This is a genomic window from Psychrobacillus sp. FJAT-21963 (assembly GCF_001420585.1).
GTDB lineage: Bacteria > Bacillota > Bacilli > Bacillales_A > Planococcaceae > Psychrobacillus.
On sequence record NZ_LJIY01000001.1, the window covers coordinates 175,420 to 198,228 of the forward strand.

Consider the following 22,809-nt stretch of genomic DNA (forward strand, 5'->3'; position numbering starts at 1 on the left):
AATTGAACACCTATTTTTGTTGTATGTACGTTTTTTTAATCGTACCATTTTGAGGAATTTTGTATTCTTACATTCAGTATACCATTTTAGATATTATTAAGTGAAAAGCATTACAAAGGAAGAGGAATCTATCCACTTCATAGATTATTAACTTAAAAGACTGCTTTGTTGATTCACTGTTGGCGGACGCTTTTCGCTGTCGGTCCGTTAACCAACTAATTTTTTCCCTGAGCTTACAACGAAGTGCTAGCAAAATCTTTTGTTTGCGACGTGCTTTCCGAAGATGCAACGATGAATGCTATCGTTCGTCAACAGTTTGAAAGGACTGCTAATGAAGCAGTCCTCTTAGTTGAAAGTTTGGAATTTCCTCTGAATGTAACGGTTTAGAATAATAAAACCCTTGAACTGTATGGCAATCATGTAATTTAAGAAAATCAATTACCTCTTTTGTTTCTACTCCCTCCGCAACAACCTCTAATCCCAAGCTATGACCAATGCGGATAATGGATTCAACAATAACTTCGTCTCTATTTTCAACAATTCGATTCATAAACATACGGTCGATTTTCAGTGTATGAATCGGTAAATTACTTAGATATCGAAAATTTGAAAAACCAGAACCAAAATCATCCATCGCAATTTTAATACCAAGATCTTTCAAATCAATTAATAGTTTTGTTAAACGTTCAATATTTTTCATTAATACATTTTCCGTAACTTCAAGTTCTAGATAATGTGCTGGTAATCCTGTTTCTTTCAATATTAATTGGATATTTTGAAAAAAATCATTTTGTTCCAGTTCAGCAGGGCTTATATTTACCGATAAGGTATGAAACGATATCCCCATTTTTATCCATTCTACCGCTTGCTTACAGGCTTCTCTCAGCACATATTTACCAATAGGAATTATGAGTCCTGTTTCTTCTGCAAAAGGTATAAAATCATTAGGAGGAATCATTTCTTTTCCTTTTTTATTCCATCTAATCAACGCTTCAAAACCATGAACCGTCTCTGTTTTTAAATTGATTTTCGGTTGATAAACTAATATAAACTCTTTTTTCTCAAGACCTGTTCGTATGTCGCTTTCTAATTGAACTTTATTCACAAAACCTTCTACATGTGCTTGATCAAATACTACTACATTTCTCTTTCCACTTTCTTTTGAAACATTTAATGCTAAGTCTGCAGATCGATGTAATGTTTGATAGGATGTACCGTGGTTTGGATAAAAGGAAATTCCTACTGAACAAGATATATATACTTCCATTTCATCAATTAAGAATGGTTGCTCCATTTCTTGTATTAGTAATTCTGCACAACGAAATGGTGTATCTATTAGTTGATCATCGTCTAAAAGAAGAACAAATTCATCTCCGCCAATTCGATATAAAAGTCCTTCTCCTTTTTTCTGAATATATTTCTTTATTCTCGTAGTAACTTTTTTCAATAATTTATCCCCTGTGACGTGTCCTAGGGAATCATTAATATTTTTAAATCGATCTAAATCCATATATAAAAAGCTGAAAGGCTTATTTTCATTAATCTTTTTAATAACATCTCTTTCCAAAGCTGCCGCATTAAAGGTATTGGTTAAATGGTCAAAATAAGCAATTTCTGCTAATTTTTTTCTAGTATACTCTAACTCGGTAATATCGTTACCAAAACCTACTACAGCTGTAACTTTTCCTTTACGTTCGTAAGGTGAAAGTGTTATATAGATGCATTTTTCATCAAACCATTCTTTATACGATACCTCTTCTCCTTTAAACACATATTGGAGGTGACCTACTAATCTTTCGGTCATTTCTTCGGAAAAATATGCATCAATAGGTGTAGATAGTAATAAATTCTTTTCCAAAAATGTATCTCTTGAGGGTTGAACAGGCTCTAATCCTCGTTTAGATAAATATTCATGGGCTATTTTTCCGCTCAATAAAGAAAAACCAAAATTTCCGAAAGCATCGAGTTTTACTTGGAATACTAAGTTATTTACATAATTCGCTACAGTTGCAAAGGAAGATACTAAAGAAGATTGTAACAATTTTTCCTTCTCTTTTTCTGATGTTATATCAGTTCGGATACTCAAGAAATAAGATTCTTTTTCATTTAATTCAACAGGTAGAATATATGTTTTTACCCAATATAATTCACCATTTTTTCTTCGATTACATATTTCGCCTTCCCAAACTTCACCACTTAAGATTGTATTCCATATTTTTCGAAAGAAAGAAGCAGGGTGTACGTTGGAGTTCACAACTTTATGCGTTTTACCAACTAATTCTGATTTTGCATACCCAGATATCTCTACAAATCGATCATTCACATATAGAATTTGACCAGATTTATTTGTCACTGCTACTATCATTGTTTCGTTTAGGGCATAATCCATTAGTTCCATCTTGAAGAAAGCATCTTCTAGTTGCTCCTGAAGGATCATATCTTCAGCTAAAGACTCATTAAAAATCGCCTTTTTAACTGTATATAGCAGTTCATCTGATTTTGTATCGAAAATAGATCCCATAATTTCCTCTTTCTCCTTCTGATGAATTAGTTATATTGTCTCTGATAATTTACTATCGTTAGATATTTATGTTTAGTTCATCATAAGGAATAAGTAATGGTTTTCTTTTAATTTAACACATATCAACTTAAAAAACTCTATAAATTTTAATATACACTTGCTTCTTTTATTAAAAAGTCCAAAATTTCAAAAAAACATCCACAGATTTGTAACAATCGTGGATGTTTTTTATTATTTTAAAAGACTTCTGACAAGCTTCACTTTATTTTTATAAGGAGGAAATACTAGGTCAATTGGTAATTTCGTATTCTTTTTAATAATAGACTTTTGATGTGTAAACAAAGTAAAACTTGCCTTGCCATGGTATGCATGTACTCCTGAGTTACCTACCCCACCAAAAGGTAAAAAAGCATTTCCAGCATGGGTAATTGTATCATTAATACAACCTCCGCCAAATGAAAACTCTTCTAAAAAATAATTTTGAGCCCGCTCATGCTCACTAAACATATATGCTGCAAGAGGCTTAGGCAATGTACGTATTTGTCGAATTATCGCTGGCAAATTGTTGTAGGAAATGATAGGTAAAATGGGACCAAATATTTCATCTTCCATAGAAGGACTTGAAAAACTAACACCATCTAATAAAGTTGGTTCTATATATAAATCATCTTTATCGGTACTTCCACCAAAAATAATATGATCCTTTTCTTCATCTAGTATTTTTTTCAAGCGATCAAATTGAGCTGCATTTACAATTCGCCCTAAATCGACACTATTTTGAATATTTTCTCCGTAAAATTGATGAATAGATTGTTTTAAAAGATCAACAAACTTTTCTTTTACACTTTCTTCTACCAAAACATAATCAGGAGCAATACATGTTTGACCTGAATTAACTAATTTTCCCCATATTATCCTCTTTGCTGCCACTTCCAGATTTGCAGTATGATCTACTATTACTGGGCTTTTACCGCCAAGCTCAAGAGCTATAGGCGTTAAACGTTCTGAAGCAGCCTTCATGACAATTTTGCCCACTTTAACACTACCCGTGAAAAAAATGAAATCGAATGGAGCGTGGATTAATAATGAAGTTTCTTCTTTTTCCCCTTCTAAAACTCGTATATAGCCAGGATCAAATGTCTCTTCTATAATCTTCTTAATGACTTCAGCAGTATAGGGTGTGGATTCAGAGGGTTTGATAATTGCACAATTTCCCCCACAAATGGCTCCCAAAAGTGGTTCCATCACTAATTGAAATGGATAGTTAAATGGAGCAATAATCAGGACAGTTCCATAAGGGTCATTTACTATAAAGCTTTTTGATGGCATTAATGCTAATGGGGTTTTTACTTGCATCGGTTCCATCCATTTTTCCAAGTTTTTTTTCATATAAGATATATTGTCATATACAAGTCCTATTTCAGTTGTATATGCTTCAAATTCACTTTTACGTAAATCATTATATAAAGCTTTAATAACTTCCTTCTCATATTTTTTGATTGAGTTTTTAAGCTTGTCAAGTTGTTCTAACCTAAAATTAGCTGATCTTGTTTTACGAGAATAAAAAAAATTTTGATGTTCCTCTAAAATATTTTCCAATTGTTGGGCAGTAAAATTCATCATAACATCTCCTTTTTTCATTCAAAACCATATATACTAAACGTTCTTTATATTAGAATCATACAATTATTTTCTAGTCTAGGAAAGAATATCACATATAAGTTTTTTTCTGATATACATGATTCTTATCAAAGGTGGAAATACTCTTTTATGTAGAGAAAATTCTTTCCTTACACTTTCCACTCCATTAGTCTATAAGTCTTGCTTTGGTTGTGTGATATTTGATTCATTTTCTAATTAACAAGTTTGTTAACCAAACTTTTTAGGGTATGTATTGGTCAAATGGACAAACAGAAAATTAAAGGAGGAAATAGAAATGACAATAACAGAAACTTGGTGGGAAACCATTTTTACTGGAGCAATTGCAATGGGGATTAATAAGGAACGTATAGATGAATTGGATGAGGAATCGTTTTTATACTTCAAGGAAGTACAAGACGAACTGGAGAGCAATAATTGAATAATGTATTCACATAGAATCAGCTTCCTTCTTATTATATAAAGGAAGCTGATTTTTTATTCAATATTTCTCCATAAGTATAAAGAAGCATAGCTTAAATAAGGTGACCAAGATTCAAAATGAATAATAATTTCTTCTTTCGAAGGCTTTTTCTCCATATTCCACATTTGTTTTAATGAGTTTTGAAGTCCTATATCTCCTAATGGAAAAAGATTCTCTCTACCAAGGCCAAAAAGCAAAAAACTTTCTGCTGTCCAAGGACCTATCCCTCGATAGGAAGTCAATTTTTTCATAATCGTCTCATCAGTCTCATTAACGAAGGTATTCAATTTTAACTCCTCTGTTGCAATTGCTTTCGAAATACCAATTATATATTCCGCTTTTCTTGTACTAAATTGCATACCTCTTAGTGTGTCCACTTCTAGTTTTGCTATTTTATCAGCAGTAGGGTAGATCCATACACCATCTATCTGTTCACCAAATGTTTGCACAAATCTAGTTGTTAATGTTCTTGCAAAAGAAAGGTTTAATTGTTGATGAATAATGCTTTTTATTATATTTTCGTATAAAGAAAAATCCGTAATGATAGGAGTACCTTCAAATTTTAAGAATAAATCCTTCAGATTTGTTTTTATAAAATGTGCATGAACTGCATCTAGACTGCGATCAAAATGAAAAATGGACAATATACGTTGAAGCTGTTCATCCGATTCTATTCCGGTTAGTATAAACTTCGGCTCTCGATGTGATCCAATACTTTTTACAGTAATAATGGAATGATCTAATGGAACTCTAACTATTTGATTGGCTAAATCTACAGAATTTAGAGGGTCTAATGATAATCTGCTGATTGCTTCATCAAAACGATAAGCAAATGGTAACTCTATTATATGTGTCAACAGTATCTCTCCTTTATTTATATGCTAAACTAATGACGGTGATAAAATGAAAAAGTTATTATTATTAATAATTATTTCTTTGCTTTTTGGTTGTGAGGAAATTCCATCTAACGGTATTACTAAAACAAGTGGCTTTACTGATCAAATTCCAGTTGAATTACTTGAAGTAATTGACGGAGATACAATTAAAGTAAATTATAAGGGAAATACCGAAACAATTCGATATTTACTTATTGACACACCTGAAATAAATCATAAACAACTTGGAAAACAGCCTTTTAGTGAAGAAGCAAAGAATCGTAACAAAGAAATACTAAGCAACGGAAATTTAAAAATTGAATTCGACGTAGGAAATCGATTGGATAATTACGGTCGCATGCTTGCCTATATTTACATAGATGGAGTAAGTGTTCAAGAAACTCTTTTAGAAGAAGGTTTAGCACGTGTTGCTTACGTATTTCCGCCAAACACAAGGTATTTAGACGACTTTGAAAAAGCATCTAATATTGCGGAGAAAGGGAAAGTTGGAGTATGGGAAACCCCCAACTATGTTACTTCACGTGGTTTTGATTCTTCTGTGTTAGTCGAAGATACGGATTCTTCCAGAGAGCCAATTGGTAAATGTTTGATTAAAGGAAACATTAGCAAAGAAGGCAAGAAAATTTTTCATGTTCCTAGTGGAAATAATTATGATGTAACTAAACCGGAAGAATGGTTTTGCACAGAAGAGGAAGCAATTAAAGCAGGCTTTAGTAGAGCTAGAGAATATTAAAGCGCTTATATTATAAGTTAGTTGTGTGTATTTACAGATAATAGGAGAAGCACAAAGTCGCGTCCGAAGATACAATTCGGACGCGACTCTGTTATTTTATTTGTTATTGTTGATAATGACCCTGGCAGCTTTGTTGTTCAAATTTTGCATTTTTAAAAGACTTTATAGAAACGAATGGTACTGTATCTCTGATATTTTTCAGGGTGTGCACCTTACACCTGCAGGCAGCACGAAGGGCACCTGCAATTACTTAAATTTAGAGGTTCAGACAAAAAACGAGTATGTGAATGAAATGACGTTCACATACTCGCTAAAAAAATATCTTGATTAGTTTTTCAGTGCCCTCAGTAGCACGAAGAAAGCCCCCAATTCAGTAGCGACTCCTCCGCGGAGGCACATGCTTAGAGAGCGACAAGCGGAAGTTCGGTCAGCTACTAATGCCTATCGATTAGTACAGTGCCCTTTCATTCTTTAAATATCTATAATGAAATATTTAAGTTCGAGATCCTTTAACCTTTGTTTCTGGTGCAGTTTCTTCTGGAGGGATATCCTCAAATGTTTCGTTTGCCTCTGCTAAATCACGTGTTCGATGTGCTAAACGAGAAGCCGCGCTTGCAGCAATACTGGCAACTATATCATCTAAAAATGTATGGATAGTGCCTGTCTCTGCTTTTGTGTCCAATTTTGAAATAATACCGATTTTATTTTTATCTAAATGACCAAAAGTTGTCACTGCAATACTTCCATACGTATACACTGCTCCCAGAGCAATCGTTTCATCTATACCAAATAACCCTTCGTCTGCTTCTACAATCTGTTGCAATGGCTCCGATAATAACTTTTTCTCAGCTAGTTCATCTAGTTCAATCCCAACTAAAATGGCATGCTGCATTTCTCTTTTCTTTAAAACACTTTTAATCGACTCGATACAATGCTCAATTGTTAGACCTTTATTGTATGGAAATTGCATTTCATAAACGATTTTAGCAATCTCTTCGATTGTCACACCTCTTCGAAGTAATGCATCATTTGCAGCTTTCTCAACAGTCCGTGAATGTACTTTTGATGTCTGTCTGTCCAATTTAATTAACCCCTTTATTTATCTGATTTATTTTGAACTCAGCGCTGTCCCATATTCATAACCATCGAAATAATAATCTTTCAAATTTTCTAGTTGTTGTTCATTATACCTCTCTTCATGTATATGTTACAATTTCTATACAACATGATTATTGTAGGAGGTTCTTTATGAATAAAGGAGTTGTAAAAGATCTAACACTTTTTAGTGAATCTTTACAAGAAGAAATGCAGTTACTTATATACTTACCACCAAATTATTCGCCATTATATAAATACAGTGTACTTATTGCAAATGACGGTAAAGACTATTTTCAATTGGGAAGAATTTCTCGAGTGGCTGACGAGCTGTATGAAGAAAATGAAATTGAAAACCTTATTATTGTTGGTATTCCATATAAAAATGTGAAAGATCGTAGAGCAAAATATCATCCAGACGGAGAAAAGCATAAAGCGTACATACGTTTTTTAGCGCATGAACTCGTTCCTTATATTGATGCCAATTATCCTACCTATCAAATGGGTTTAGGCAGAGCACTAATCGGTGATTCACTTGCTGCTACAGTATCCTTACTTACGGCTTTACAATATCCTAATACATTTGGCAAAGTTATTTTACATTCTCCTCTAGTAAATGAGTATGTATTGAATCAAGTTGAAAAACATAAAGAAATACATGCATTTTCACTTTATCATGTCATTGGCTTGGAAGAGACAGATGTTAAAACAGGAGATGGACTAATCACAGACTTTGTCACACCAAATAGATCTTTGCATAATTTATTCATAAAAAAAGGATTTACGACATTTTATGACGAATTAGATGGAAACCACACTTGGAAGCTTTGGCAACCAGATATAAGGCGTTCACTAAAAAACAATTTCGGCTTGTAAATATTTTTTTGTTATAATGATAAGGTGATCTGTTACAAAAATTCGAGGAGGTAATGAAAAATGAAATACGGAATAGTTGCTTTCCCATCAAAAAAAGTGCAAGATTTTGCTAATTCTTATAGGAAACGTTATGACCCGCACTACGCACTTATAACACCACATATGACGATAAAAGGTGTATTTGAAGCAGACGAAAAGGAAATTAAAACAGTGGCTGAACAAGTAGCTCAAGTGGTTAGTAAGCATAAGCCATTTACATTAAAGACTTCTAAAGTGAGTTCTTTTGCTCCTGTAACAAATGCTATTTACTTTAAAGTAGAGCCTACAAATGAGCTATTAGCACTTCATGAGGATTTAAATGCTATTGAATATAACGATGAAGCAAATTATACGTTTGTACCTCACATTACTATTGCTCAAAAAATGAATTCTAGTGAACATGACGACATTTATCCGCAGTTAAAAATGATTGGTGCGGAATTTGAAGAAGAAATTGATCGACTTCATTTACTTTATCAATTAGAAGACGGTTCTTGGACTGTTTATGAAACATTTAGATTGTCTGGAGCTGAATAATCCTTGGTTTATGCAAAATTAGTTGAAACAGAAAAAGAATATCAAGATGCCATACTCATTAGAAGAAAAGTTTTTGTAGAAGAACAAGATGTGCCGCTTCACATGGAATTAGATGAATATGATCAAACCGCTACTCACTTTGTGGCATATGATGGAGAAACACCTTTTGGTGCAGGAAGAATTCGTACAGTTGAATCTTCTATTGGAAAAGTAGAACGTGTCTGTATACTCCCTAAATACCGAGGAAAAAATTATGGTAACTTGATGATGCAATGTATGGAAGAATACGCGCAATCGAAAGAATACGATAAACTAAAACTAAATGCACAAAGTCATGCTGTACCATTTTATGAGAAAAGAAATTACATGATTACATCTCCAGAATTTTTAGAAGCAGGAATTCCTCATCGTGCAATGGAGAAGAAACTAATTAAAAACAATTGATTTTAAAGTGGGATGATTATTCATCCTGCTTTTTTATGCATTTGATTTCAATATTCAGTAGCATTTTCACCTAGTATCACATATACATATTAAGAACGATTAAACAATAAAACTGTGTATTTAAATTGATGCTCATTGAAAGTATATATAAATTCCACTGCTTTTTCTTGAATCTTTGGGCTTTTAATACAAATTCTGATTGATCGAATGCCTTAACTACAAATTTAATATTCACTCATATAGATTCTTTTTAAACGCATCTAATCAATGTTTTGAAAGGATCTTTTTTCATTGAACAAAGAGATTAGCAGGAAATTTTTTTAGAATTTCCTGCTTTTCTACTTTATATTGCCCCTCAGATAACGTGTTCTTTTAGAGTTAATCCCTAGGATTAAAATAAAATTATTAGTAAATACAGTCTCCAACCTTCCAATTTAAGATTTTAATTAGAAAATACCATTTGTACCCAGAAAAATAAAAGAGCAAGCGTTACAATAGTCGTTATTGGTATAACGATAATCGTTACGCTTAGATAATCTTTCCAAGAAACTTTAATTTTATTTTTTCTTAAAATATGCATCCAAATAAGGGAAGCGAGTGTACCGATAGGTAATAATAACGATCCCATATCACTACCAATGATATTGGCAAGATAAATTGTCTTAAGGGTGATTGCATCCAGTCCCATTTCTGTTAATGAAATTGTTCCAATCATTAAAGCTGGGTGGTTATTAAACAAGTTCGAAAGCACTGATACAAGGCCCCCCATGATAAAACTTGCTTGAAATAATCCTTGATTTACAATTGGTTCAAACCACTGAACTAACAATGCTGTTAACCCTACATTATTCAAGCCATATATTATCACATACATGGAAAAAGCAAAAATTAGAATATGCCAAGGAGTCTTTTTCAAAATATCTACTGGGTTCGTACGTAAATGATACCATCTCCAAATAAGTAGTATTACAGAGCCGAGAACTGCAACGACTTCAATTGGTACGTTTATATAAGATGCAACGAATAGTAGACAACGCATGATAAACACAAATAGTAATAACTTTAACATAAATTTAGTGCGCTTGCGCTTTGTTTCTACAGGGATTTTCGTTTTTAAAGGATGAAAATTCTCTGTAAAAAATGTTTCTTCTATATCTATAGCGGAATCTGGTAATCTTCTCGGCAAATTTTTTCTCACTACTAAATACATCAAGTAAGACATAAATAATAAACCTAATGTAGCGGGCACAAACATCATCGCTGTATGCATCCAAAGTGTCATATGAACTATCTCTAGAGCGATCAAATTAACGATATTGCTTACACCTATTGGGGCACTAGAAGCTGTTGCGATAAGTGCTCCACTTAATAAATAAGGAATCTGTTGTGATGGTTTTAGTCGTAAATTTTTCAAGAGCAATATTAGAATTGGGGTGGTTATTAAAATACTTCCATCGTTATTAAATAATAAAGTCATTAAAAAACAAAGCAACTGAATATACCAGTATAAACGGTGACCAGAACCCCTTGCTAAATTCGCCAGTCTTGCAGCTGCCCAGTTAAAAAATCCAAAACTTTCTAATATTACTGCCATAACTATTGTTGCTATTATAGTAATGGATGCGCCGCCAATTTTATTGAGAATGTCCATAATGTCCGCATGAGAAACGATACCTACAACTAATATAATCGCTGCTCCTATAGATGCTGGCCATGCCTCATTCAGTCCTTTAGGTCTCCAAAAAATGACTAGCATAGTAGTTAGGAACACCAAACTGGCGACTCCAACATGAAAACTCATACATATCCCATTTCCTCTCGTTGTTTGTTTGTCCGTTCCTTGTATGTATATTCACCTCGTCCTACTAAGATAGAGGTGTATGTCCTTATTGAAAAAAAACTAATTTTTTGTCTAATAAAAATAAAAAAATTGTCTATCCATAATTGGTTAGACAATTTTTTATGTATACGGAGCATATATTTTTTTCAAGAAGCATGAAACATTTCATGCTTCTATAGTTTTTGTATTTCTTTATTGTTCTCTTCATAAATCAAGTACTTTAGTCTATCCATCGTTTACACCTGGTGAAGAGTTTTAATATGATCCAGGTTTAGATAGATAGGAACTATTCTAGCAGTTTTCATCTCAATAATCTGTTTTTCCACATTGTTTATTTTACCAACATGACTATGTTTACCTCCAATGTTTAGGACGACAATCGAACTTTTCAACTTTTCAACTTGAGCTTCAAACGTGTTCTCTAAAGAATCTTTGTCCGTTTGCAAGTTGCCTTCTTCTTTAATCTGGCCATAAGGGTTTTCATTTTTAACATAGGGTATTAACCACTTCAGATGATTAATAGCAATGTACATCTTTTTATAAATAGGTGAATAAAATTCAAAATAGTCATTTTTAATATGTGTAATATAACCATGTAGAGACTGATCATCTGTTATATAAATCTCCACATATTTTCCTTTTGCTTGTAATAGTACCTCATTATAAGATAACTCATCTTCAGTTTCTCCAGAGAATATGCTAGGAGAAACTGTCGGGGGCTGTATTTCGTATTCCTCATTACTACCAATATCTAAACTCTGGATATGATGTAAAGGGATGTACATAAAATCTGCTCCATTAAAAAGAACCACTATGTCGCTGCCTAAATCAATCAAAGTACCATTAATTTGCTTCTTCCCCGAAACTTCGATTTGAACAACTTCATTGATTAGACTTTGAATAATTTTATTCAAGGTCACATCTCCTTTTATTTTATTATAATAACTATAGATAAAGATTGAACAAACAAACGATTATGTCTATTGGAAAAACATGAAATGATATTTTAGCCAGCAACACATATAGCTTTAATGCATCTTGGTTTACTAATACTCAAAATATCGCCAATTAAGTTCTTAGACATATTTTTTTCGCCGTTCATAAATTAATATTCTTAATCAAAAATCTCTTATTTGACGATACATCTTTGCAGCATGCCTCATCAATGAATAAAATTGATTTTCTAACACTGCTTTTTCTTCTTTTAGACTTTCTGATACATAAGAATTCTTTAATTCTTCAAACTCTGGTTTATTGTTTACCTGATAATCTAAAGTTGGGTACCGTACAGAACGATATTCCTGGTTAGCTGAATTATTCTCTGCATGTTTCATTAATGCATAGTATTGTTTAAGCAACATCGCTTTTTTTTCTATGGGACTTATTGGATCTGCAGTAAAAAATACTTCAGAATGCTCTGGTGCAATAACCAATTTACCATGCTCCTCTGTTGTATTATTTTCATGCATCTCTTCAACAAATGATTTTTCATGGTCTGAAGCTAAATCTACAACAACTGAACTTGTTTTATGAGTAGGAGATTCGCTTTCTACATTTTTTTTGGGGGGAATAGTAATTGAATTTTGGTCTAGATTCATTTTACTCCATGCAGTTAAAAGTATTCTTTTTTCCTTGTTTTGAATCTCAGGTTCTTTAGAAATAATTTGTTCTTCATTAATAACGCTACTCCTTGAATTGTAAGGATCTAAATAATCTGCTTCTAGGTCTTCTCTATTCGGAAGATTTTGCGTTTCTTCTTGATTTAATGAAATCTTCAGTTTATCTATTAATTCCATTGTTTCTTGAACCTCAACTTCTTGACTTGTATCCACATGGTTCTCATTTTCGTTATACATATTTAATAATTCATCATCTTGCACAGATAACACTTGATTGGTTTTTATTTCTAGTACATCATTATTGGAGTCAATATTATCAACTAAATGAGATACCGATTTTAACAGTTCTGAATTGTTTTCTTTCATCGTTGAATTGAAGCCTAAAGCTGAGTAATGTAATTCAGAAATTAAATTTCTTAGATTTTTCGCTTTGTTTTGGTCATCGTTATTGGATTTGATACTCCATTCTTTTGTTAAAGGAATATCTTCTACACTATGCAAACTTAGAACATCTGGAACTTCATTAATAGCTTTATTTTTCTCTTCCGTCTGCTCTTCCATAATAGGCACTTTAACAAATTCTTCATAATTATTGTATGTTTTAAAACGTTCAGCGAGAATTTGTTCCTGATGCTCATCTTTTTGCTGCTTTTCATTCATTGCGACGTTTGTAAATTGTATTAGTTCAGCATTTACACTAGAAACGGTGTCTTGAATAACTAATTCATTACTGATTTCTGTCGATTGCTCATTAATTTTATTTATCTCCATCTTGGATATACCTTTATGAATACTTGATATATAAGATTTTGGGATATAGTATAGATCCTGATTATTTATTAAAATGATATGATCTTCCACAATGCTCGTTAGTACTCCAAATAGCGCCTGATTACTCAAACTATTAATGGTAACCCAGTTGTATTTCAATACTTTCAAAACATCTGTTAAATCATTGCTTTCTGGATAGGAATCAGTTTTGGGGTAGACGCTATAGTCCTTAGCATTCTTAGATATAGCTCCAATATGTTCAAATGCGAAATAGAATACGTTTCCATTGACATCAACAGCAAGGTGATCTTGTTTGACGTCTAATAAAATACCTTCTACAAATTTACTGTTTCGTAAATACAAACCAATCTTCATATTAATAAGGGCGCATAAAACTTTTTTAATATTGTCCTCTTGCAAGATAGAGCGCCTCCTTCATAGAATATTCGTCGCTTCGGATCAACAGAAGCGACGAAAACATCATTTATTTATTCACTATCTTTTTTAGATTCATTTTTATTTTCTGCTTCATCTTCTTTTGGAAGTTTTACTCCGTAGCTAATGTTTCGGATATGGAACAAAGAAATACGGATTATTTCTTCGTTTGAGACAATCGTTATATAATCATCATCGACATAGTCCATTACTCCTTCTAACGTTTCAGGTCCACCACGATTAATTTTTACCCATCGAAGTGTTAAATTTCTTAAAACGCCTTTGAAGTCATCCGCTTGTATGAATTCAAAATCCTCTGGTACTTCAATATTAACTTGATCCTGATTTTTCGTATTAATTGTTAAGCTTTTAATATGTTGTGTATTGTAATAAATGATTCCATCGTTATCTGTAAGTAGAGTTAAGTGATCATCTTGAACTGCAAGTAGTTTTCCTATACGAGACTCCGGACCACCTCTATCTACTTTTACTACTCTATCTACTAGTGAAAGCATCATCTTCTTATTCATATTTTCTAACCTCCTTTTATAGTATCCTAATATTTATATGTATCTTGGGTCAGCTAAGCATTGGCCAAACGCCCATTTTATTTTAATTGTACAAACCAACCTAATAATCCATTTTTTATTTATATTAGTGCAGAAAAAAAATGCCGATTTTAAATCGGCATTTAAATTTAATCACTTTATANGGTTGGATAAAAGATTTAAATAAAGGCGGATTAGTTGGATACTTATCAAACGATGATGATTTCTCATCATTATCTTCATTTTCTTTAAGTACCTGTTCCTGGTCCTCAAGATGTTCATCAAAAGTTGATTTCATCTTTACTCCATTAATATTGCTTACATAAGCAAAATTATAATCATCCATCGACATACGATTAGCATAAATTTGCGACTGAATTGGTTGAACTGGTATGATGTATCCCATTTCCTCCACCTCCGATTTATTTATCACTCTATACCCTATGTCTCCAAGTATTAAACCTATTACTCTTAAAATCTTTTCTTACTATTACAACAACTTTTCGATATCAGATAAACTTAACGAATTTCCACTTTTTAAAATGGAATTCGTCAGTTCATCTTCTAGCTGTTGAGAAACTGGTTTATTTGCTAGCTTGCCAACTTTGCGTACAATTTTACGAACTTGTTTTTCATCCGTAAAATCAGCATGCGAGATGGCATTGGCAAGCGTAAAAAGATCTTCCATCGAAACACCAGTTTTATTTTCTATTGCTTTAAAAAATGAATTTTGCACTAATTTTCCTCCTCACATTAATTATTTATGATTAATGGAGAAAGCTTGCTCCTACAATTATTAATAAGATAAATAAAACAACGATCAATACAAAAGTTGAGCTTTTATTTCCGCCATAGCCTCCGCCATAACCGCCGCCGTAACCAGGGTATCCTCCACCACAGTAGCCGTACATAATCTTTCCCTCCTCTCCTCTTCAACATATAGTATGCAAAGGCAAGAAAAAGAAAAAGGGCTAATCAACTAGTAGTGAGTTTTCTGTTTTTGAAAAATAAACGCTCCAATAATTCCAAATAAAATAGCAGAACTAATCCCTGAGCTTGTAACCTCAAACATCCCTGTAACTACTCCTATTAGTCCGTGCTTTTCTGCTTCTGCTAAAGCACCGTGTGTTAGTGAATTACCGAAAGATGTTATTGGAACAGTAGCACCTGCTCCTGCAAAATCAATTAACGGCTCATATAATCCAAATCCATCTAAAATAGAGCCACTAACTACAAGGGTACATAACGTATGTGCTGGGGTAAGCTTAAAAACATCCATTAATATTTGTCCAACTACACAAATTAGACCTCCGACAATAAATGAAACTAATAATGATGAAATCATTTTTATCCTCTTTTCTCCATACGACATTCAATGGCATGAGCAATACAAGGGATTGTTTCACCTTGTTGAAAAGTTAATGGCGATAATAATGCGCCAGTTGCGACTAGTAATACCCGTTTGTATACACCGCTTTTTAATTGATTAAATACATAACTGAAATAAACAGCAGCAGAGCATCCTGCACCACTTGCTCCAGCCTTAAAAAATTCATCTTCACCATAAAATTGTGCACCAGCGTCTTGTAGGATTACTCCACTATTTTCATCTTGAAACATTTCTTTTAATATAGACAAACCTATTTTCCCTAAATCACCGGTCATAATTACGTCATAATCTGCCATCCTACTATTTGTATTCGTTAAATGCCTTTCAATTGTATCTCTTGCGGCTGGTGCCATTGCAGCTCCCATAAAAAGTGGGTTCTTTTGTCCACCATCCACTACTCTTCCAATGGTGGCGTGCGTAATAATAGGGGCATTTTTTGCATGCTTTTGTAGTAGTGCAAAACCTGCTGCAGTGACAGTCCATTGAGATGTTCCAGGTCTTTGTGCTCCATATTCAAGAGGATATCTAAACTGTCTCTCCACGCTCGGATGATGGCTAGAGGCACCAGCAAGTACAGATTTTGCATTTCCTGATTCCAGTAGAAGACTTCCCAAAATAACTGATTCTACAGAACTTGCGCATGCGGAAAAAACACCTAAAAATGGAATCGCTAACTCGCGAGCAGCAAAATTAGTAGGGGAAAGTTGATTTACTAGGTCTCCTCCAATAAATACATCTACATTTTCAAGCTTTTCATGCCCTTTTCTCAAAGTTTCTTTACAAGCTTTTTCGATAAAATGGGTATGCGCTTGTTCAAATGTTTCACCTTTTTCATTCTCTAAAAGAAGAACTTCATCAAATGATTCAGCAAAAGTACTCTTCTTTTCCGTAGGACCTACCACAACACCCGTACTTGCTATACTTGGATTTTCTTTAAATTGTATTGTCCCAGACTTTATTACCATGAGAGCACTCCCATTTTAACTAAAATTGTTTTAATCAAGGCTACTATAAAAGCGGAAAGTACACCAAAAACAATAACAGAGCCGGCTAGTTTAAACATATTTCCACCGACACCTAATACGTACCCTTCTGTTTTGTGTTCTAAAGAAGCAGATATTACAGCATTTCCAAAGCCAGTTACTGGAACAGCCGATCCCGCTCCACCTATTTGAGCAATCTTTTTATATAGTCCTGTACCCGTTAGGATCATTGCAATAAAAACCAAAGTTGCTACAGTTGGGTTTCCTGCTGTTTTCTCTGTAAATGGAAAAAAACGAATATAAAAAAAAGTAATAAGCTGTCCAATAGCACAAATAATGCCCCCAACTAAAAACGCTTTTAACATATTCATAAAAAGTGGTGTTTTCGGTGTTTGATTATCTACTATTTTTTCGAATTGTTTTTGATCCATTATGTCTCTTCCTTTGATAAAGATTTTATTTCTTCAATTGATTTGGTTAGCTTTTCGGATTTTAATTTCTGGTCAATTATTTTTTCAATTTCCCATTTTACTTTTAAATCACCTGTGACTAGCACTTCTTTCTCCGGAAATTTTTTCTCTAATTCTTTTGTTATTTTTTTTTCTATTTTTTCTTTATTGAACCTACTCATTCTTTTTATGTCGATTGCCACTAACACATTATTATTGTCAGTAACACTCTGAAATCCTTTGACCGAATCATGGTGTTTTATTTCTTCCTCTATCTCAGGTGAAGTATTAGAAGGATAAACGATGTGCACAGATTCATCAGAACATGCACTTAAGAGAAAAAACAGCAGAAGGACAGTAATAATTTTATGCATAGGATTCATGGCCCCTTTTCGAGTAGTATGAGCATGAGAAAAAGAAATATACGAAGAGCATTTGAGATATTTGCCCTAACCTTTATGAAGAAGCTACATAAGTTAGATAGAGAAGAGGAGGTGAAATCAATGGGTTGTGGAAGAGTTGAAGATATTGCAGATGTAAGAAGAAATGAAGGCTGTGTTTGTGACGTTGTTCGTGCAATCAAAGATATTCAAGATCAAGCAACACGTGACGATTGTCCAGGATGTCCAACAAGTTGTTTCTTAGAACCACTAGGTGGTATCGTTAGTCCAGCACGTAACCAAGCGGACACACGTGTATTTATGCTTTTGAATAAAGACGGTACTCCATTCAAAGCATTTTTCCGAGATAGAGATAGATGCGATAATGATTGTTTCTCCGTATTTTTCCGAGTGGAAGATATTTTTGATACATGCTGCGCAACATTACGTGTATTAGAACCGCTAGATAGAGAAAGAAATGAAGTTGATTTGTTAAATGATGATGGTACAAAAATCGACTTAAGACAAATTTGTAAAGTTCGTAATTGGAGATTGACTGGTAGCTGTGTAACAGTCGATTTAAATTGTTTCTGTGCAATCGAATGTATAGCGGACGTATTTTTAGATGTATGTGACTGATTAGTTTCCTCCTCGCAATGTCTACTCCGTTCGGGATATCCCGAACGGTTTTATCGTTTATACAGAAAAAAAACTACCCTTCATAGGATAGTTTTTTTGTTCATTTCATTTCTACGCCACGCCACACTATTTTTTCTACTTTATTTACTGGGTAAGTAACAATTTCACCTTCTCCAATTATTAAAGTCACTACATCATCATCTACATCTACTACCTCACCTTGAAGGTATATACCACCTTCCATATGAAAAACTAGTGGCCGATACGCTTTTCGTTGAAACGGCTTAGAAAGAAAGTGCAATTTTTCTAATATAGCAAGTGTTTTTTTTGACATTGTTGTTCTAATTTCGTATATGGAAGTACTTTCATCTTGGACTTCTTCTACAGCATCCATTTGGACTTCCACCGGTACGCTAACTTTAACGTTTGGTGGTAAATGGAATACAGGCGGTGCTTTTATAAATAATAAAGGATCATTGAAAGAGTTCACAGACACATCCTTTTTTGCTTTAATTTATGCTTCATTAGATGAAATGGTGAAAATACCTTCTCACGATAAGGAGGAAATAAATAATGTAGCAAGTCCAAGATAGATTAAAATACTTACTACGTCATTAATCGTAGTAATAAACGGACCAGATGCAACAGCAGGATCGATTTTCATTCGATGGATCAGCAAAGGAATAAATGAACCTCCAAGTGTAGCGACAAAAATAGACCCAAAAATTGCAGCTCCAACTAGTAATCCTATTAATAAGTCATGTTTCCAAAAGAAAACTATGCCTACCACTATCAAACCACATAATAGACCAGTTATTAGTCCCGTTCCAGCTTCCCGTAGTAATATTTTAAATTTGCTTTCTTCTTCAATATCTCCTGTTGCAATACCTCTAATGGCAACAGCTAATGCTTGTGTTCCACTATTGCCTGCAGTACCTGCTATTAGCGGAATAAAAACAGCAAGCAATGCAACCTGTTCCAAAGTTTCTGTAAAAATACTCATTAAATTTGCTGTCATCATACCTAAAAATAATAATACGATAAGCCAAGGTAATCTCTTCTTAGCAGCAGTGAAAGGACTTTTGTCAAATGTATCCATATCAGAAACTCCGGCAAGTTTAGAATAATCGTCAGAAGCTTCTTCATCTAATACATCTATGACATCATCGACAGTAATAATTCCAAGTAGATGTTGTTCAAAATCTACTACTGGTACTGCAAGAAAATCATAATCTTTTATAGTACGAGCAACCTCTTCTTGATCTTCACTTACTAAAACACTAACGACACGTTCATTCATTATTTCTTTAATCAATGTATCTTCATCAGCTATGATTAAATCACGAAGAGATATAACCCCTGTCAATTTATGGGAATCATTTACGACAAATAAATAATAAATTGTTTCGGCGTTTGGAGCCTCATTTCGCAAAATTGTCATCGCTGATCTACATGTAGATGATTCTGGAATTGCTACATATTCAGTAGTCATGATAGAACCCGCAGTATATTCTTCATAATGGAGAAGCTCTTTAATTTCTTGTGCAGATTCTTCGTCCATAATACTTAAATAACTCGCTACTTGGTCTTTCCCTAATTCGTTCAAGACGTCAACAGCATTATCTGCATACATATAAGAGAGCATGTCTGCAGCGTATGTGGTGTCCATTTCTTTTAAATAAAATTCATATTGTTCCTCTTCGAACTTAGTCGCTTCAAAAATTTCCGCCAATTCCTTTGGAGAGAGATAGTGATATATTTTCTTCCTTATTTCAGGCTCCACCTTCTCAAAAAATAACGATTGATCATATGGGTGAAGTTGCATAAATTCATCCCTGAACTCATCCATTAAATCATTTGAGAGAATGTCAATTAACTGGGATTCTTCTAATGCAATTGGATTCAATTCTTCTTTCACATTTCTCACTCCTTTCTGCGGTTATCCTTATTCATTGTATGAGGTTTAAAGATATTAAGCAACATCCGTAAAGTATGTTTTATAAAATTATTCCCTGGGAAATTATCTTAAAACTAATTTAATATATAATAAAACAAATCCCTCCATAATACCTTTTAGACAGGTAAAATAAAGGGATTTATAATACAATTTGATACATATCTTTAGGGAAAGGCGCTTCTATAAGAAGATTTTCTTTTGTAAAGGGATGAATTAACTTTATCGACTTTGCATGTAACGCTTGTCGATCAATTAGAAATCGACTCCCTCCATACAAATCATCGCCAATCAATGGATGACCAATTGACATCATATGTACTCGAATTTGATGTGTTCGCCCAGTATGAAGATTTAATCGCACATGGGTAATATTTTCTTCTTGAAATGTAAAACGCTTAATTACTTGGACCGTTGTTTTTGCATACTTACCTTCTGAAGTAATGATTCGTTCAATGATACTCCCATTTTTACGACCTATTGGTGCTTCAATTGTAAAAGAATCTTCCATCACATGTCCATGCACAATCGCTTCATATGTCCTATAAATCGAACCTGTTTTTTGCATTTCACTTAACAAATGATGAGCATGTCTATGCTTAGCAATACAAATAATTCCTGAAGTATCCTTATCTAATCTTGTAACAATATGAACTGTAGAAGCAATTCCTTTTGATTGATAATAGCCTGCAACTTTATTGGCTATCGTTCCATTTGGATGCTCTCTAGAAGGAATTGTACTTATTCCTGCTTCTTTTAAAATTATTAGTATATGATCATCTTCAAAAAGAATTGGAAAGTCACCAAATTCAGGGATAAGTCCCTCACTTTTTTTCTCTTCTGGAAAAATAAGGGATACAACATCTCCAACTTTTAGTTCATGTCTTACAGTCTTTTCTTCCCCATTAACTAAAATTTTTCCACCTTCATATTTAATACTCGTCAAAGCTTTTTTTGAAATACCATACTTTCTGATTGCATCTCTAAGTAGTATATGATTTTCCTTCATTGTAAATGTTAGCGTTAATTTTGTGTTTTTCATTCTTTCAAATCACTATCAATAAACGAATCATGCACACGTTGCCAAAATGGAAATGAACGAAAACGAGCAAAACGTATTTTTTCATTGGCAACTCGATACATAATAGATTGAACATCTTTATGCAAAAGTTGCAAATGATCTACTGTTACCATAAAATCTGGACCTTTTACTGGTTTTAATAAACACGAATGATGCTTCGGTAATACAAGGGGTGAACCAACCGTACGGAAAACACGGTTATTAATAGAAGCAATTTCTGCTAATTGCATCGCCTCTAATGAAGGATGAACGATAGCACCACCAAGTGCTTTGTTATATGCCGTACTTCCAGATGGAGTAGACATACACAATCCATCACCTCTAAAACGTTCGAAGTGCATACCGTTTAGCTCTACGTCCATTACTAAAGTAACGTCAGGAGATTTTACGGTTGATTCATTCACCGCTAAATAAACCGAGCTATCTTCTTCATGACGATAGTTAATCGTAACTTCCAGTAATGGATATTCTATTACATCGTATTCTTTCTTAGCAATACTAATAACTAACTTTTCAATTTCAACCGGTTTCCAATCCGCGTAAAATCCTAAATGTCCAGTATGAATACCAACAAAAGCTACGGAAGATGTTAAGTGCTTATACTTATGAAAAGCATGTAATAATGTTCCGTCACCACCAATGGATAAAACGATATCAGGATTTTCTTCATCAAATGTAAGACCGAAATCCACTAGATACAATTTTGCATCTTCCATTAACTTATTGGAAAGATCATCATTTCGAGACTGTATGAAAAATTTCATTATTCACGAGACCTCTCTTCTGTTTGGTTTAGATGTAGTTTTGGATTGGACAATTCTTTTATTTCGCTAAAATATTTTTGAGCTTCTTGAATTTCTCCTCTGATTAAGGACATTTCTTCATCTAAGCGAAAGGCCGCTTCTGCTGCGTATTGTAATCTTTTTTTAATTTCTTCAGGAAATACGCCTTTGTATTTATAGTTTAAAGAATGCTCAATAGATGCCCAAAAATTCATTGCAAGCGTACGAATTTGAATTTCAGCTAATATGTTTATTTCTCCATGGATTGTTTGAACTGGGTATTCAATTATCATGTGATACGATCTATATCCACTTTGTTTTTTATGAGAAATATAGTCTCGTTCTTCTACAATTGTTAAGTCATTCCGTGCACGTAATAAATTAACGACAGTTTCAATATCATCTACAAATTGACACATCATCCTGACCCCTGCAATATCGGGTATTTCTTTCGCTAATACATCAGAAGGCACGAATACAATTCCTTTTTCTAACGATTTATCATATATACTTGCTAATGGTTTAACCCGTCCAGTTACAAATTCAATCGGGGAATTTATATTTTCTATTTCATATTGTGTACGCATTCCCTTTAGCTTAATTTTCAGCTCTGAAACTGCTTGCTTGTACGGCTCTAAAAAACGTTCCCACTGCCCCATAAGCGTGACCTCCACT

General features: G+C 33.5%; 25 protein-coding genes. 6 read left to right on the forward strand and 19 right to left on the reverse strand.

What is annotated here, in order from left to right:
- Window positions 1-328 precede the first annotated feature (328 nt).
- Both AN959_RS00850 and AN959_RS00855 read right to left on the reverse strand, forming a co-directional pair.
- Complete coding sequence (locus AN959_RS00850; protein WP_056827514.1) at window positions 329-2,521, reverse strand: EAL domain-containing protein; 2,193 nt, start codon at window positions 2,519-2,521, stop codon at window positions 329-331.
- A gap of 231 nt (window positions 2,522-2,752) precedes the next feature.
- Entirely contained in the window at window positions 2,753-4,141 is a 1,389-nt protein-coding gene (locus AN959_RS00855) for an aldehyde dehydrogenase (RefSeq protein ID WP_056827516.1), read from the reverse strand.
- A gap of 316 nt (window positions 4,142-4,457) precedes the next feature.
- Between AN959_RS00855 and AN959_RS21200 the strand changes: the two genes are divergently transcribed.
- On the forward strand, window positions 4,458-4,601 hold the full coding sequence (locus AN959_RS21200; protein WP_172794281.1) for a hypothetical protein: 144 nt from the start codon (window positions 4,458-4,460) through the stop codon (window positions 4,599-4,601).
- A gap of 56 nt (window positions 4,602-4,657) precedes the next feature.
- Here the strand turns inward: AN959_RS21200 and AN959_RS00860 are convergent, their stop codons facing one another.
- Window positions 4,658-5,500 carry a DNA-3-methyladenine glycosylase gene (locus tag AN959_RS00860; RefSeq protein WP_056827517.1) on the reverse strand — a complete coding sequence of 281 codons (843 nt, stop codon included), beginning with the start codon at window positions 5,498-5,500 and terminating at the stop codon, window positions 4,658-4,660.
- A gap of 46 nt (window positions 5,501-5,546) precedes the next feature.
- Here AN959_RS00860 and AN959_RS00865 point away from each other — a divergent pair, with 46 nt between their 5' ends.
- A complete protein-coding gene (locus AN959_RS00865) occupies window positions 5,547-6,272 on the forward strand; it encodes a thermonuclease family protein (protein ID WP_056827519.1) in 726 nt (241 codons plus the stop codon).
- 493 nt (window positions 6,273-6,765) lie between these two features.
- Here AN959_RS00865 and AN959_RS00870 read toward each other — a convergent pair whose 3' ends face one another.
- Window positions 6,766-7,353 carry a phosphatidylglycerophosphatase A gene (locus tag AN959_RS00870; protein ID WP_053590209.1) on the reverse strand — a complete coding sequence of 196 codons (588 nt, stop codon included), beginning with the start codon at window positions 7,351-7,353 and terminating at the stop codon, window positions 6,766-6,768.
- Window positions 7,354-7,520: 167 nt separating this feature from the next.
- On the opposite strand from AN959_RS00870, the gene AN959_RS00875 reads away from it, so the two are divergent.
- The 3 genes from AN959_RS00875 to AN959_RS00885 are packed head-to-tail and all read left to right on the forward strand — an operon-like array spanning window position 7,521 to window position 9,263.
- The gene (locus tag AN959_RS00875; RefSeq protein WP_053590210.1) at window positions 7,521-8,243 is read left to right on the forward strand and encodes an esterase family protein; all 723 of its coding nucleotides are present in this window, start codon (window positions 7,521-7,523) and stop codon (window positions 8,241-8,243) included.
- Window positions 8,244-8,303: 60 nt separating this feature from the next.
- The gene (locus AN959_RS00880) at window positions 8,304-8,819 is read left to right on the forward strand and encodes a YjcG family protein (RefSeq protein ID WP_053590211.1); all 516 of its coding nucleotides are present in this window, start codon (window positions 8,304-8,306) and stop codon (window positions 8,817-8,819) included.
- Window positions 8,820-8,822: 3 nt separating this feature from the next.
- Window positions 8,823-9,263 carry a GNAT family N-acetyltransferase gene (locus tag AN959_RS00885; protein WP_056827521.1) on the forward strand — a complete coding sequence of 147 codons (441 nt, stop codon included), beginning with the start codon at window positions 8,823-8,825 and terminating at the stop codon, window positions 9,261-9,263.
- A 442-nt stretch (window positions 9,264-9,705) separates the two neighbouring features.
- On the opposite strand, the gene AN959_RS00890 is transcribed toward AN959_RS00885, so the two are convergent.
- From AN959_RS00890 to AN959_RS00935, 10 genes are all read right to left on the reverse strand, one after another.
- The gene (locus AN959_RS00890; RefSeq protein WP_056827523.1) at window positions 9,706-11,064 is read right to left on the reverse strand and encodes an arsenic transporter; all 1,359 of its coding nucleotides are present in this window, start codon (window positions 11,062-11,064) and stop codon (window positions 9,706-9,708) included.
- A gap of 275 nt (window positions 11,065-11,339) precedes the next feature.
- Complete coding sequence (locus AN959_RS00895; RefSeq protein ID WP_056827525.1) at window positions 11,340-12,017, reverse strand: hypothetical protein; 678 nt, start codon at window positions 12,015-12,017, stop codon at window positions 11,340-11,342.
- 204 nt (window positions 12,018-12,221) lie between these two features.
- Window positions 12,222-13,913, reverse strand: coding sequence for a hypothetical protein (locus AN959_RS00900; protein ID WP_056827527.1), 1,692 nt, complete (start codon window positions 13,911-13,913; stop codon window positions 12,222-12,224).
- A gap of 68 nt (window positions 13,914-13,981) precedes the next feature.
- Entirely contained in the window at window positions 13,982-14,458 is a 477-nt protein-coding gene (locus AN959_RS00905) for a hypothetical protein (RefSeq protein ID WP_056827530.1), read from the reverse strand.
- Between the two features lie 508 nt (window positions 14,459-14,966).
- A complete protein-coding gene (locus AN959_RS00915; protein WP_082355238.1) occupies window positions 14,967-15,212 on the reverse strand; it encodes a stage VI sporulation protein F in 246 nt (81 codons plus the stop codon).
- Between the two features lie 31 nt (window positions 15,213-15,243).
- Entirely contained in the window at window positions 15,244-15,387 is a 144-nt protein-coding gene (locus AN959_RS20510; protein ID WP_082355239.1) for a YjcZ family sporulation protein, read from the reverse strand.
- Between the two features lie 68 nt (window positions 15,388-15,455).
- Window positions 15,456-15,821, reverse strand: a complete 366-nt coding sequence (gene spoVAE, locus AN959_RS00920) for a stage V sporulation protein AE (RefSeq protein ID WP_056827533.1) — start codon at window positions 15,819-15,821, stop codon at window positions 15,456-15,458.
- Between the two features lie 2 nt (window positions 15,822-15,823).
- Complete coding sequence (locus AN959_RS00925; RefSeq protein ID WP_056827535.1) at window positions 15,824-16,831, reverse strand: stage V sporulation protein AD; 1,008 nt, start codon at window positions 16,829-16,831, stop codon at window positions 15,824-15,826.
- Window positions 16,825-17,280 (reverse strand): stage V sporulation protein AC, encoded by a 456-nt coding sequence (gene spoVAC, locus AN959_RS00930; RefSeq protein WP_053590220.1) that lies wholly within the window; start codon window positions 17,278-17,280, stop codon window positions 16,825-16,827. Before spoVAC ends, AN959_RS00925 begins: the two co-directional genes overlap by 7 nt.
- Entirely contained in the window at window positions 17,280-17,672 is a 393-nt protein-coding gene (locus AN959_RS00935) for a YhcN/YlaJ family sporulation lipoprotein (protein WP_056827537.1), read from the reverse strand. The genes spoVAC and AN959_RS00935 overlap by 1 nt, the downstream gene beginning before the upstream one ends.
- 129 nt (window positions 17,673-17,801) lie before the next feature.
- Here AN959_RS00935 and AN959_RS00940 point away from each other — a divergent pair, with 129 nt between their 5' ends.
- The gene (locus AN959_RS00940; RefSeq protein ID WP_053590222.1) at window positions 17,802-18,317 is read left to right on the forward strand and encodes a CotY/CotZ family spore coat protein; all 516 of its coding nucleotides are present in this window, start codon (window positions 17,802-17,804) and stop codon (window positions 18,315-18,317) included.
- Between the two features lie 100 nt (window positions 18,318-18,417).
- Here AN959_RS00940 and AN959_RS00945 read toward each other — a convergent pair whose 3' ends face one another.
- The 5 genes from AN959_RS00945 to AN959_RS00965 all read right to left on the reverse strand — a co-directional run bounded on the left by AN959_RS00945 (window position 18,418) and on the right by AN959_RS00965 (window position 22,793).
- Window positions 18,418-18,807, reverse strand: a complete 390-nt coding sequence (locus AN959_RS00945) for a hypothetical protein (RefSeq protein WP_056827539.1) — start codon at window positions 18,805-18,807, stop codon at window positions 18,418-18,420.
- A 60-nt stretch (window positions 18,808-18,867) separates the two neighbouring features.
- Complete coding sequence (mgtE, locus tag AN959_RS00950) at window positions 18,868-20,214, reverse strand: magnesium transporter (protein ID WP_231687571.1); 1,347 nt, start codon at window positions 20,212-20,214, stop codon at window positions 18,868-18,870.
- Between the two features lie 199 nt (window positions 20,215-20,413).
- On the reverse strand, window positions 20,414-21,313 hold the full coding sequence (locus AN959_RS00955; RefSeq protein WP_056827540.1) for an RluA family pseudouridine synthase: 900 nt from the start codon (window positions 21,311-21,313) through the stop codon (window positions 20,414-20,416).
- Window positions 21,310-22,116, reverse strand: a complete 807-nt coding sequence (locus AN959_RS00960) for an NAD kinase (protein WP_053590226.1) — start codon at window positions 22,114-22,116, stop codon at window positions 21,310-21,312. The genes AN959_RS00955 and AN959_RS00960 overlap by 4 nt, the downstream gene beginning before the upstream one ends.
- Complete coding sequence (locus tag AN959_RS00965) at window positions 22,116-22,793, reverse strand: GTP pyrophosphokinase family protein (RefSeq protein WP_053590227.1); 678 nt, start codon at window positions 22,791-22,793, stop codon at window positions 22,116-22,118. Before AN959_RS00965 ends, AN959_RS00960 begins: the two co-directional genes overlap by 1 nt.
- Window positions 22,794-22,809 lie beyond the last annotated feature (16 nt).

What these genes read in the sequence shown, in the direction of transcription:
- AN959_RS00875 (WP_053590210.1), top strand. Translation starts at nt 7,521, where the DNA reads ATGAATAAAGGAGTTGTAAAAGATCTAACACTTTTTAGTGAATCTTTA.
- AN959_RS00960 (WP_053590226.1), bottom strand. Translation starts at nt 22,116, where the DNA reads ATGAAATTTTTCATACAGTCTCGAAATGATGATCTTTCCAATAAGTTA.
- AN959_RS00935 (WP_056827537.1), bottom strand. Translation starts at nt 17,672, where the DNA reads ATGCATAAAATTATTACTGTCCTTCTGCTGTTTTTTCTCTTAAGTGCA.
- AN959_RS00905 (WP_056827530.1), bottom strand. Translation starts at nt 14,458, where the DNA reads ATGAATAAGAAGATGATGCTTTCACTAGTAGATAGAGTAGTAAAAGTA.
- AN959_RS00925 (WP_056827535.1), bottom strand. Translation starts at nt 16,831, where the DNA reads ATGGTAATAAAGTCTGGGACAATACAATTTAAAGAAAATCCAAGTATA.
- AN959_RS00855 (WP_056827516.1), bottom strand. Translation starts at nt 4,141, where the DNA reads ATGAATTTTACTGCCCAACAATTGGAAAATATTTTAGAGGAACATCAA.
- AN959_RS21200 (WP_172794281.1), top strand. Translation starts at nt 4,458, where the DNA reads ATGACAATAACAGAAACTTGGTGGGAAACCATTTTTACTGGAGCAATT.
- AN959_RS00940 (WP_053590222.1), top strand. Translation starts at nt 17,802, where the DNA reads ATGGGTTGTGGAAGAGTTGAAGATATTGCAGATGTAAGAAGAAATGAA.
- AN959_RS00850 (WP_056827514.1), bottom strand. Translation starts at nt 2,521, where the DNA reads ATGGGATCTATTTTCGATACAAAATCAGATGAACTGCTATATACAGTT.
- AN959_RS00880 (WP_053590211.1), top strand. Translation starts at nt 8,304, where the DNA reads ATGAAATACGGAATAGTTGCTTTCCCATCAAAAAAAGTGCAAGATTTT.
- AN959_RS20510 (WP_082355239.1), bottom strand. Translation starts at nt 15,387, where the DNA reads ATGTACGGCTACTGTGGTGGAGGATACCCTGGTTACGGCGGCGGTTAT.
- spoVAC (WP_053590220.1), bottom strand. Translation starts at nt 17,280, where the DNA reads ATGGATCAAAAACAATTCGAAAAAATAGTAGATAATCAAACACCGAAA.
- AN959_RS00965 (WP_053590227.1), bottom strand. Translation starts at nt 22,793, where the DNA reads ATGGGGCAGTGGGAACGTTTTTTAGAGCCGTACAAGCAAGCAGTTTCA.
- AN959_RS00890 (WP_056827523.1), bottom strand. Translation starts at nt 11,064, where the DNA reads ATGAGTTTTCATGTTGGAGTCGCCAGTTTGGTGTTCCTAACTACTATG.
- AN959_RS00955 (WP_056827540.1), bottom strand. Translation starts at nt 21,313, where the DNA reads ATGAAAAACACAAAATTAACGCTAACATTTACAATGAAGGAAAATCAT.
- AN959_RS00865 (WP_056827519.1), top strand. Translation starts at nt 5,547, where the DNA reads ATGAAAAAGTTATTATTATTAATAATTATTTCTTTGCTTTTTGGTTGT.
- spoVAE (WP_056827533.1), bottom strand. Translation starts at nt 15,821, where the DNA reads ATGATTTCATCATTATTAGTTTCATTTATTGTCGGAGGTCTAATTTGT.